The following is an 11,355-nucleotide window of genomic DNA, read 5'->3' as shown; positions in this document are numbered from 1 at the left end:
GCAACGGGGCCGGCGCCGAGAGTCACGAACAGAAGCCACAGCCCGCTCTTGCGCACGACCCGTGGACGGATAGCGCATCGGATAAGATGGGCCGCACGAACCACGCTTGGAGAATTCGACATGCGCATCGGACTGATGCTGGGAGCGACCGAAGGGGCCGACGGCACGATCGACGGGGTCGTGGCCACGGCGAAGCGCTTCGAGGCGGCGGGCTTTCCGAGCTTGTGGATGGCGAACATCTTCGGGCTCGACGCGATCAGCACGCTGGCGATCGTCGGGCGCGAGACGTCGAAGATCGAGCTCGGCACGGCGGTCGTGCCCACCTATCCGCGCCACCCGATCGCGATCGCGCAGCAGGCGCTCACCGCGCAGGCGGCCTCGCGCGGGCGCTTCGCGCTCGGCATCGGCCTCTCGCACAAGGTGGTGATCGAGGACATGCTCGGCTTCTCGTACGACAAGCCGGCGAAGCACATGCGCGAGTATCTCCAGGTGCTGGCGCCGCTGCTGCGCGGCGAGCCGGTGAAGTTCATGGGTGAGCAGTACCGCGTGAACGCAGGCCTGCAGGTGCCCGGGGCCACGAGAGTGCAGCTCCTGGTCGCGGCGCTCGGTCCGGCCATGCTGAAGCTCACCGGCGAGCTGGCCGACGGCACGATCACCTGGATGACCGGTCCCAAGACGATCGCGAGTCACATCGTGCCCGGCTTGCGCGAGGGCACGCAGGCCCGGGGCAAGCCGGCCTCGCGCGTGGTGGCGGGCTTCCCGATCGTGGTGACTCGCAACGCCGACGCGGCGCGCGAGAAGATCGCCAAGCAGCTCGTGATCTACGGCCAGCTGCCGTCGTACCGCGCCATGCTCGACCGCGAGGGCCTCTCGGGCCCGGCGGAGATCGCGCTGGCGGGCGACGAGACGGAGCTGCGCAAGGGTCTCGCGCGGCTCGCGGACGCGGGAGTCACGGACTTCTCGGCTGCGATCGCCAACGTGGAAGAGGGCTCGGTGGAGCGCACGGTGTCGTTCCTGGCCAGCGAGCTGGGAGGAAGGAAATGAGCGACCCGGCGGTTCTCTACGAGGAGAAGGACTACGTCGGCACGCTCACGCTGAACCGGCCCGAGAACCGGAACAGCATGACCGAGGACGTGCTCGAGGGCCTGCGCGGCGCCGTCTCGGCCGCGCGTGCCAATCCCGAGCTGCGCTGCCTGGTGGTGACCGGGCGCGGCAAGAGCTTCTGCGCGGGCGCCGATTTCAAGTCGCAGATCCAGCGCAGTGACTCGGGCGAGGGCCGCCGGCAGCTGCCCAACGAGCGCAGCTTCGCCATGTACAGCCCGTTCCTGTCGCTGCTCGAGGTCGAGGTGCCGGTGATCGGCGCGCTGAACGGCCACGCGATCGGCGGCGGGCTCGGGCTCGCGCTGGTGTGCGACATCCGCGTCGCCAACCGCGACGCGAAGTACGGCGCGAACTTCACCAAGCTCGGCCTGCACCCCGGCATGGCCACGACTTACTTCCTGCCGCGGCTGGTCGGCGTGCCCAAGGCCGCCGAGCTCCTGTTCACCGGCCGGCTGCTCTCGGGCGCCGAAGCCGCAGAGCTCGGGCTCGCGAACTACGCCGTGGCCGAGAGCGAGGTGCTGCCCAAGGCCATGGAGCTGGCGCGCGAGATCGCCTCGGCTGCGCCCATCGCCGTGCGCTGGACCAAGCGCTCGCTCTACCAGAACATGAGCTGGGACCCCGTCAGCGCCGCGCGCGCCGAGGCGCACGCCCAGTCGCGCACGCTCGAGACCGACGACTCCAAGGAAGGTGTGAAAGCTCTGCTCGAAAAGCGCGAGCCGGTGTTCCGCGGGCGTTAACATCTCGCGAATGGACGAGGAGCGCGCGCGGAAGACCAGCCGCGTCCCCGAAGGCCGCGCCGAGCGCATCGCGCGCGTGGCGGGGCTGTTCGCGGCGATCGCCGGTGAGTCGGCGCTCGAGGCGCTGCGCCGGATCGCGGGCGCGGGCGAGAAGGACGGCTCGCTCTTGTTGAACCGGGCCAACGCGCGGCGCGTGGCCGACACGCTGGCCGACCTGCGCGGCGCGGCCATGAAGCTGGGCCAGCTCCTGTCCTTGCAGGGCAACGACCTGCTCTCGCCGGCGCTGCGCGAGACACTCGCCACACTGCAGAGTCATGCGCACGTCATGCCCGAGGCGCAGGTGCGTCAGGTGCTGCAGCTCGAGCTGGGGCGCGACTGGAAGAAGCGCTTTATCGAGTTCGACTTCGACCCGCTCGCCGCGGCGTCGATCGGCCAGGTGCACGCCGCGCAGGCGCGCGACGGCCGCGAGCTCGCGCTGAAGATCCAGTATCCCGGCGTCGAGCGAAGCATCGACGGCGACGTGGACAACCTGGCGCTCTTGCTGCGCACGCTGCGGCTCGTGCCGGCCGGGCTCGACGTCGACTCGGTGCTGCCCGAGCTCAAGGAGGAGCTGCGGCGCGAGGCCGACTACGCGCGCGAGGCGCGCAGTCAGGAGCAGTACCGCGCGCTCGTGGGCGACGACCCCGGCGTGCTGGTGCCGCGCGTGCACGCCGACCTGTCGACGCGCCGCGTGCTGGCGAGCGACCGCGTGCGCGCGCTGCCGATCGAGGACCTGCGCTCGCCGAGTCATCCGCAGCGGCTGCGCGACGAGGTGGGGGAGAAGCTCTTGCGGCTGGTGTTCCGCGAGCTGTTCGAGTTCCGCTTCGTGCAGACCGACCCGAACTTCGGCAACTACCTGTACGAGCCCAAGCACGAGCGCGTGGCGCTGCTCGACTTCGGCTCCGTGCGCAGCTTCTCGCGCCACTTCACCGACCACTACCGCGAGCTGATGGCGGCCACGGTGGCGGGTGAGTGTGCCGAGGTCGAGGAGCTCGGCCGCGAGCTCGGGCTCTTGCGCGGCGACGAGTCACCCGAGGCGCGCGCCGCGTTCGCGCAGCTCTCGCTGCGCGTCGCCGAGCCGCTGGCGCGCCCCGGGCCGTTCGACTTCGCGGGGGCGCAGCTCGCGCGCGAGGTGCGCGACCTCGGCCTCGACGCCTACACGCGGCGCGGCCTGCACGCGCCGCCTACCGAGCTCTTGTTCCTGCACCGCAAGCTGGCCGGCAGCTATCTCCTGCTCGCGCACATCGGCGCGCGCGTCGACTGCGCGCGCATCTTCGCGGAGTTCGCCGCGTGAGCGAGCGCTGCGGCTGGGCGCAGAAGGACCCCCTGTATCTCCCGTACCACGACCAGGAGTGGGGCGTGCCCTCGCACGACGACCGGCACCTGTTCGAGATGCTGATCCTCGAGGGCGCGCAGGCCGGTCTCTCCTGGCTCACGATCCTGCGCAAACGCGAACACTACCGGCGCGCCTTCGACGGCTTCGAGCCCGCGAAGGTGGCACGCTACACCGAAAAGCGTCAGGCGAAGCTGCTCGCCGACCCGGGCATCGTGCGCAACCGCCAGAAGGTCGCCGCCGCGGTCGCGAATGCGCGCCTGTTCCTCGACGTGACTCACGAGCGGGGCAGCTTCGACGCCTACCTGTGGGACTTCGTCGGCGGCAAGCCGAAGCAGAACCGCTTCCACAGTCTCTCCGACGTGCCCGCGCGCACGCCCGAGTCCGACGCGCTCTCCAAGGACCTGGCCAGGCGCGGCTTCAAGTTCGTGGGCTCGACCATCTGCTACGCGCTGATGCAGGCGGTGGGCCTGGTGAACGACCACTTGGTGAGCTGCCCGCGCCACGAGCCCGTGCGCAAGCTGGGCCGGGGCTAGAGTCAGCGCGTCTTGCGCAGGATCCCGGCGGGCGGCAGCGCCGATTGCGCGCTGGCTCCGGCCGAGCGGATCGACTGCCGGAACGCCACGCCGAAGTCGATCCCCGACTTGTTCGCGTCGACCGTGAGCGGCGTGGGCAGGTCGAGCGTCGGGTAGCTGCCGCAGGCCTCGCCGCCGTCGCAGATCAGCGCGTCGTCGTCCATGTCGCTGCCCGCGATCAGCAGATAGTCGCCCTGCGGCACGTTCTGGAAGGCGTAGGGATAGGTGCCGTTGCTGGCGGGCAGGGCGACCTCGTCGATCGCGGTGAGTGACTGCGCGTCGACCAGGAGCACGTACTGGAAGCCGGTGTCCGAGGCGGTCGGCCCGCCCACGCGCATGAGCACCTTCACGTGCGCCGTGCCGTTGCTCGACGCCACGTCGATCGTGGCCGAGTAGTTGTTCATCGCCAGGCTCGTGCGGTCGACGGTCGCGCGATAGGTTCCGAGCCCCGAGCCGTCGACGCCGTGCGCGGCCACGTGCAGCCAGGTGTTGGAGCCCGCGTTCTGCACGGTCACGCTCGTGATCGTGAGCGGGTCGGGGCCGACGTTCGAGACGCCGAAGTCGAGCGTGTCGAGCGAGACCCCGAAGTTCAGCGTCGGCGGAGTCACGGCCAGCGGCGTGCCCGTGCCCACCGGGGTGCCGCCGGCGGCGATCACGGCGGCCTGGGCGTCGATCAGCCCCCAGCCGGTCTGCGTGTCGTAGCCCGGCGCGAGCAGGTCCTGGGTCAGGTCGCCGTTGGCGAGCAGCGCGTCGATCTGCGCCGGCGTGAGCGCCGGATTCACCGAGCGCATCAGCGCGAACACACCGGCCACGTGCGGCGTCGCCATCGACGTGCCCTGGTAGAACACGTAGCCGAAGGTCAGTGGACTCACCGTGTCGTCGGCCAGCGTCGAGAGCACGCCGTCCGCGAACGTGTCCGCGTTGCGGTCCACCGACGTGTCACCGCCGGGCGCCGCGACGTCGACCGTCGTGCCGAAATTCGAGTAAGGCGCCGGGTTGCGGTTCAGGTCGACGGCCGCGACCGAGACCACGTTGTCGTACGCGGCCGGGTACGAGGGGGCGCTCGTGGCCTGGTTGCCGGCGGCCGCCACCACGATGACTCCCTGCGCCCGCACCTGGTTGAAGAGCGCCTGCGCGCTGGCGTCGTATCCGCCGCCGCCGAGTGACAGGTTGATGATGTCGGCCTTCTTGGCCGGCAGCGTGCCCGAGTCGTTGGGCAGGCCGGCGGCGAAGGCCACGCCCTGCATCACGTCGTACAGGGTGCCGCCGCCCTTGCCGAGCACGCGCACCGGCATGACCTTCGAGCCCCACGAGACGCCGGCCACGCCGATGCCGTTGTTGGTCGCGGCCGCGATCGTGCCCGCCACGTGAGTTCCGTGGAACGAGCTGCCCGAGCCCGCGCCCTTGTCGCCGGGATCGTTGGGGTCGGGGTCGATGCCGTTCCCGTCGCGCGCGCGCACCGGATCCTGGATGAAGTCGTAGCCGGCGACGAAGCTGCCCGCGAGATCGGGGTGGTCCAGGCGCACGCCCGTGTCGACCACGGCCACCACCACGTTCGGATCGCCGGTCGTGATGTCCCAGGCCTGGGGCAGGTGGATCAGCGGGTAGTGCCACTGCAGGTCGAAGAACGGGTCGTTGGGCACGACGCTCGGCTGCAGGATGGTGTTGAGCGAGACCGACTCCACGTCCGCCCGCTTGCGCAGCGCGCGCCGCGCGAGCTGTGTCTCGCGCTTGGCGATCGCCGCGTCGGAGAGGGTCTGGACCTGGAGTGACTTCTGCTGGTTCGCCACGCCCAGGCGCTGGAACGCCGCCGCGCGCGCGTTGCCCGTGGGCAGGCGCATGAGCATGGGCCGTGACTCGTCGCCGGCGGACTTCACGAGCCCGAGCTCCGCGACGAGCGCGTTCGCGCGCGCGGCCGCCGCGCCCCCGGCGGCCGTGGCCTGCGTCTTCAGCTTCACGATCAGCTCGCCGGGCACGAAGTCGGCGTCGATGCGCTCGGCATGCAGCGCCGCCGACGGCGCGGCCTGCCCGATCGCGAGCGTGTAGGTGCCGGAGCAGTTGCAGTCGTCGTCGATCGTGACCTCGAGGAAATACATGTCGTCCGCGGGCGCCACGTAGGTCTTGACCGACGCGGTGTCGTCCGACGAGCAGGCGCCGTCGGGCTCGGACGGGCCGATCACGCACAGCTGCAGGTCCGAGGTCGTGGGGTCGTCGCCGATCACCAAGGCCACCACCTGGCCGGCCTTCAGGTTCACGACCTTGTAGCGGTCGCGGTCGTCGCCGCCTTCCCACGAGTTGCCGTCCGCCCCGACGTGCGGCCGGTTCACGTAACCGCCCACGGTCGCCGGCACGGGGATCTGCTGCGCGGAGTAGAACTCGTCGTTCGAGACCGCGACGGTCGAGGTGTCGTTCACGTCGGAGTCGGTGAACGAGCTCTCGGCGGCGAACACCGTGCCCGAGACCGTGAACGCGCCGTTGCCCGCGCGTGTGAGCCGCTCCCAGAGCGCGGCGGTCTGGGCGAGCGAGTTACCGGCGTCGACGGCGCCGATGCCGTCGTAGAGCACGCCGCGCTTCGCGCTCGAGGCGATCTGCGAGGCGAAGGTCTGGTCGAGCTTGCTGCGCGCTTGGGCAAGCTTCTCGGCGAGCCGGTCGGAATCGTCGCGGGTCACGAAGTCGAGCTCCGCGTCGAAGGCGCGCTTGGAGAAGCTCGCCATGGCGCTCACCAGCTTGGAGCGCAGCTTGCGGTCGGTGCTGCTCGCGAAGTTGACGTCGCCGGCGACCTCGCTCACCAGCGGGTCGACGTCGCCCGCGGCCAGCGAGAGCAGCGAGTCCACGTTCATGCGCAGGCCGCACTGCGCACCGCTCTTGGCCGCCTTGTCCGCCGCCGACGCGTAGCTCTTGCGGAAGGAGTCTTCGGCCTTCACCAGACACTTGGCGAGGTCGAACGACAGGCTCGAGAAGGCGTGCGCCCAGCAGCCGTGACTCACGCGGTGCAGGCGGCTGGCTGCGCTGAGCTGCCGCTTCGCGCAGGCCAGCGCGGGGTCGGTGCCCGCGCGCGCCGGCAACGCGGCGAGCGCGCACAGGGCCACGACCAAGCCGACTGCGGCTGCCCCCCGGCGCCGCAGTGCCGAATCTCCCACGGCCGAAGGGAAGCGCGCGCGCGTTATTCCGTCAACGCCGCCCACACGGGGCGTATCGTCAGATTCCCGAGCCTTCCTCTTCGTAACCCGTGTGAATGCCGCACTCGCGGTTCTCGGGCAGCTCCCACCACCAGCGGCCGGCGCGCTCGTCCTCGCCTTCGCGGATCGCGCGCGAGCACGGCGCGCAGCCGACGGACGGATAGCCCTTGGCGTGCAACGCGTTCACGGGCACGGCGTGCTTGCGCACGTAGGCCCAAACGTCGTCCTTGGTCCAGGTGGCGAGCGGGTTCAGCTTGATGCGTCCGTCGTGCACCTCGTCGATCTCGACCGGCGCCACCGACGCACGAGTCACACTCTGCTCCGGCCGCAGCCCGCTGACCCAGGCATCGAGGTCCGCGAGAGCGCGCTCGAGCGGCTCCACCTTGCGGATCGCGCAGCAGAGCTTCCGCTTCTCGGGTGACTCGTAGAAGAGGTTCATGCCGTGAGTGCGCACCATCTTCTGCACGCGCTCCGGGTCGGGAAAGTACACCTCGACCTCGACCTCGTAGCGGTCGCGCACGCGGTCGATCAGGTTGTAGGTCTCCTGCGGCAGCCGCCCCGTGTCGATGGTGAACACGCGCGTCTTCCTCGGGTCGAGCTGGTGCATCATGTCCAGGATCACCATGCCGTCCGGCGAGCCGAAGCTCGCCGACAGCGCAATGCGCGGGAAGAAGCGCTCCCAGCCCCAGGCCAGGAGCTCCTGTGGCGAGAGCTGGGCGAGCCGCCCGGACTGGATCTCCTCCAGGACGGCGGCGCTGATCTCGTTCTTGGCCATGTGATCCCCAGTCTACTTGTGCGGGAATTCGGCCCGCAAGCTTGCTGATTTCCGAGTTCTCAGACGGGATTTCGGCATCCGGGGTTTCCCGACTGGTGACCGGCAGCCGATGAGCAACGCACGGTGTCGCACCTCCTCCCCTGGATCGTCCTACCCTGGATCGCGCTCGCGGGCCTGTGGTCCGGCTCGGCGCCCGGGCCGTACCGCGCCGACCTCCAGCCGGTGGTCGAGGCGCGCGCTCCCGATGAGGTGGAGCTCTTGCTCGGCCCAGGCGCCCGCTCGTGGCCCGAGCCCGTGCGCGCTGCGCTCGGCGAGCGAGTGCGCGCAGAATGGCCGGCGGACCGGAGCTACGGGCCGCTCGTCGCGTCGGTCGGGGTCGAGCTGCGCTGGCCCTTGGTGACCGCGCGGCGAGGCAGCGCGGTGCTGGTGCCCGTGGTCGAGTCGGACCAGCTCGCGATCGACGGGCGGCTCCTGCTGCGCAAGGACGCCGGGCCGCGGCGCGTGGTGGTGCTGCTCGACGCGTCGGCGAGCACGAACGCGCCGGTGGAGTTCGAGGCCGCCGACGGCAGTCACGAGCGCGTGTCGGTGCTCGAGGCCGAGCGCCGGGCTCTCGAGCATCTGGTCGACGGGCTCTCCGGCGACTGGCTCGAGTTCGGCGTGATCGCCTTCGGCGAAGCGACCTGGCCGGTCGCCGAGCCGGGCGCCTCGGCCGAGTCACTGCGCGCCGCGCTGGCGCGCTTCCGCGCGGAGCACCCGGCGGGCGAGGGCCGCACCGACGCGATTTGCGCGCTGTGGACGGCCCGGGACTGGCTCGCGGACTCCCCGTCCGGGGTGGCGCGCGAGATCGTGGTGCTCACGGACGGCGACGCGCCGGTCTCCGGGCGTTTCTCGTCGGGTCCGGCGCGCAACGCCTCGGAGTGCCCGGCGAGTCACTCCCTGGCCGGCGAAGGCCCGTCGGACCCGCTGGCGCTGCTGCGCTTCGCGCGCAGCCAGCACGGCGACGTGACGATCACGCCGCTGATCTTCGAGCCCGAGCGGCGGGCGCTGGCCTGGAGCCAGGTCGCGGAGCGCGGCGGCGGCACGCTCGTGCGCGTGCCGGGGCCCGAGGCGATCGACGCGGTGTTGCCGGCGCTGGTCGCGGGTCGCATCGCGCGCGCCACCGCCCGCAACACCACCACCGGCGCGGTGAGCGCCGACCTGCTCCAGGCCGACCGCAGCGCGCTCGCCGGCTCGCTCGGCCTGGCGCCCGGCGCGAACGACGTCGAGCTCCGGGTCGAGAGCGACCGCGGGATCGCGGCGCTGCTGCGCTTCCGCGTGTACTCGGCGCCGCACGAGCTCGAGCGGGCGCTGGCCGAGCTGCGCGAGCGGAATCACGGGCTGGAGTCGCGCGCCGCCGAGGCCGAGCAGGCCGGCGAGCGCACCATCCGCGCGCGGACCCTCGACGTGCACGCCGCGCCGCCCGCCTCGGCTGCTCCCTGACACTCGCTATACTCGTCACTCCATGACCCCCCGGGTCTTCATCGACGGGCACGTCGGGACCACCGGATTGCGCATCCGCGAGTGGCTCGCGGGCCGGAGCGACCTCACGGTGGTCGAGCTGCCCGAGTCACGGCGCAAGGACGGCGCCGCGCGGCGCGCCGCGATCGGCTCGGCCGACGTCGCGGTCCTGTGTCTCCCCGACGACGCCGCGCGCGAGGCCGCCGGCTTCGCCGCCGAGGCGGGCGTGCGCGTGCTCGACGCCAGCACCGCGCACCGCGTGGCTCCGGGCTGGACCTTCGGCCTGCCCGAGCTCGCGCCGGGCCAGCGCGCCGAGATCGCGCGCGCGCGGGCCGTGTCGAACACCGGCTGCTGGTCGGCCGCGGTGATCCTGCTGGTGCGGCCGCTCATCGACGCGGGCCTGCTGTCGAAGGACGTGCCGTTGTGCGTGCACGGTCTCTCGGGTTACTCGGGCGGCGGGCGCGACATGATCGCCAAGTGGGAGGACCCGGCGCGCGGGCTCCTGACTCACGTGTACGAGGCGCCCTACGCGCTGGACCGCGTGCACAAGCACGTGCCCGAGATGAAGCGCTGGGGCGGACTCACGCGCGACCCCGCGTTCGTGCCCGCGGTCGGCCCGTTCCGCTGCGGCATGCGGGTCGAGATCCCGCTGCACTCGGAGTTCGCGCCGGGCATCGCCGGCGGCAAGAACCTCTTCGAGGCGCTCGAAGCCCGCTACCAAGGGGAGCCCTTCGTGCGCGTGCTGCCGATGCGCGAGCCGCTCGACTCCGACGAGACCACATTCGACCCGCGCGCCTGCAACGACACCAACCGCATCGAGCTGCGCGTGCTGCCGCACCCGAGCGGTCACGTGCTGCTCATGGCGGTGCTCGACAACCTGGGCAAGGGCGCGTCGGGCAGCGCGATCCAGAGCCTCAACCTGATGCTCGGCCTCCCGGAGGCGAGCGGGTTGCGCGGCTGAGTCGTGATCGGAGAGCTCGACCTCTCCGCCCCGGTGCGCGCCTGGTTCGAGCGGCGCTTCCGCGCGCCCACGCCCGCGCAGGCCGCCGGCTGGCCGGCGATCGCGCGCGGCGAAGACGTGCTGATCGCGGCGCCGACCGGCTCGGGCAAGACGCTGACCGCGTTCCTGCTGGTGATCGACCGCCTGGTGCGGCGCGCGCTCGCGGGCGAGCTCGCCGACCGGGTCGAGGCGATCTACGTCTCGCCGCTGCGCGCGCTCTCGCACGACATCCAGCGCAACCTCGAACAGCCGCTGGCCGAGATCCGCGCCGAGGCCAGGCGCATGGGGCTCGAGCTGCCCGCGCTGCGCGCCGCCGTGCGCACGGGAGACACTTCGCAGTCCGAGCGCCAGGGCATGCTGCGGCGCGCGCCGCACATCCTGGTCACCACGCCCGAGTCACTCTACGTGATGCTGACCTCGGAGCGCGCGCGCAAGATCCTGTCGACCGCGAACACCGTGATCGTGGACGAGATCCACGCGCTCGCGCGCGACAAGCGCGGCTCGCACCTGGCGCTGACCCTCGCGCGCCTCGACGCGCTGTGCGCGAAGCGGCCGGTGCGCATCGGGCTCTCGGCCACGCAGCGGCCGATCGAGGGCATCGCGCGCTTCCTGGTCGGCAGCGCCGCCCGCCCGTGCACGATCGTCGACCTGGGTCACCAGCGCGACCTCGACCTGGCGATCGAGACTCCGCCGAGCGAGGACCTCGCCGCGGTGGCCTCCAAGGAGCAGTGGGACGAGATCGTCGAGCTGCTCGCGGGTCACACCGAGAAGCACCGCACCACGCTGATCTTCACCAACACCCGGCGCCTGGCCGAGAGACTCGCGCACCGCCTGGGCGAGCGCATCGGCGCCGAGCACGTGGCCGCGCACCACGGCAGTCTCTCGCGCGAGCGTCGCCTGCGGGTCGAGGCGCGGCTGAAGGCGGGCGAGCTGCGCGCGCTGGTGGCGACCGCGTCGCTCGAGCTCGGCATCGACATCGGCGAGATCGAGATCGTGTGTCAGATCGGCTCGCCGCGCAGCATCGCCACCGCGCTGCAGCGCATCGGCCGCTCGGGTCACGCGCTCGGCCTGCGCCCCAAGGGCCGGCTGTTTCCCACCTCGCGCGACGAGCTGGTGGAG

9 protein-coding genes are annotated in these 11,355 nt (G+C 71.7%); 7 read left to right on the top strand and 2 right to left on the bottom strand.

Features of this window, described 5'->3' with window-relative positions; translation table 11 throughout:
• Nucleotides 1-120: 120 nt before the first annotated feature.
• From VMR86_02915 to VMR86_02900, 4 genes are read left to right on the top strand one after another with little or no spacing between them, the layout of a single operon-like run.
• Nucleotides 121-1,044 carry a TIGR03564 family F420-dependent LLM class oxidoreductase gene (locus VMR86_02915; protein HTO05982.1) on the top strand — a complete coding sequence of 308 codons (924 nt, stop codon included), beginning with the start codon at nt 121-123 and terminating at the stop codon, nt 1,042-1,044.
• Nucleotides 1,041-1,838 (top strand): enoyl-CoA hydratase/isomerase family protein, encoded by a 798-nt coding sequence (locus VMR86_02910; protein ID HTO05981.1) that lies wholly within the window; start codon nt 1,041-1,043, stop codon nt 1,836-1,838. Before VMR86_02915 ends, VMR86_02910 begins: the two co-directional genes overlap by 4 nt.
• Nucleotides 1,839-1,848: 10 nt before the next feature.
• Nucleotides 1,849-3,171, top strand: coding sequence for an AarF/ABC1/UbiB kinase family protein (locus VMR86_02905; GenBank protein ID HTO05980.1), 1,323 nt, complete (start codon nt 1,849-1,851; stop codon nt 3,169-3,171).
• On the top strand, nt 3,168-3,746 hold the full coding sequence (locus tag VMR86_02900) for a DNA-3-methyladenine glycosylase I (GenBank protein HTO05979.1): 579 nt from the start codon (nt 3,168-3,170) through the stop codon (nt 3,744-3,746). The genes VMR86_02905 and VMR86_02900 overlap by 4 nt, the downstream gene beginning before the upstream one ends.
• 2 nt (nt 3,747-3,748) lie before the next feature.
• Here VMR86_02900 and VMR86_02895 read toward each other — a convergent pair whose 3' ends face one another.
• Both VMR86_02895 and VMR86_02890 read right to left on the bottom strand, forming a co-directional pair.
• Nucleotides 3,749-6,874, bottom strand: a complete 3,126-nt coding sequence (locus VMR86_02895; protein HTO05978.1) for a S8 family serine peptidase — start codon at nt 6,872-6,874, stop codon at nt 3,749-3,751.
• A gap of 109 nt (nt 6,875-6,983) precedes the next feature.
• The gene (locus VMR86_02890) at nt 6,984-7,739 is read right to left on the bottom strand and encodes a phosphoadenylyl-sulfate reductase (GenBank protein ID HTO05977.1); all 756 of its coding nucleotides are present in this window, start codon (nt 7,737-7,739) and stop codon (nt 6,984-6,986) included.
• A 123-nt stretch (nt 7,740-7,862) separates the two neighbouring features.
• Here VMR86_02890 and VMR86_02885 point away from each other — a divergent pair, with 123 nt between their 5' ends.
• The 3 genes from VMR86_02885 to VMR86_02875 form a co-directional block, all read left to right on the top strand.
• On the top strand, nt 7,863-9,218 hold the full coding sequence (locus VMR86_02885; protein ID HTO05976.1) for a vWA domain-containing protein: 1,356 nt from the start codon (nt 7,863-7,865) through the stop codon (nt 9,216-9,218).
• A 22-nt stretch (nt 9,219-9,240) separates the two neighbouring features.
• Nucleotides 9,241-10,197, top strand: coding sequence for an N-acetyl-gamma-glutamyl-phosphate reductase (argC, locus tag VMR86_02880; protein ID HTO05975.1), 957 nt, complete (start codon nt 9,241-9,243; stop codon nt 10,195-10,197).
• Between the two features lie 3 nt (nt 10,198-10,200).
• A partial coding sequence (locus tag VMR86_02875; GenBank protein ID HTO05974.1) for a DEAD/DEAH box helicase occupies nt 10,201-11,355 on the top strand: 1,155 nt, incomplete at its 3' end.

Source organism: Myxococcota bacterium, assembly GCA_035498015.1.
Taxonomy (GTDB): domain Bacteria; phylum Myxococcota_A; class UBA9160; order SZUA-336; family SZUA-336; genus VGRW01.
Note: the sequence above shows the minus strand (reverse complement) of the source record. Positions and strands in the feature narration are given on the sequence as shown.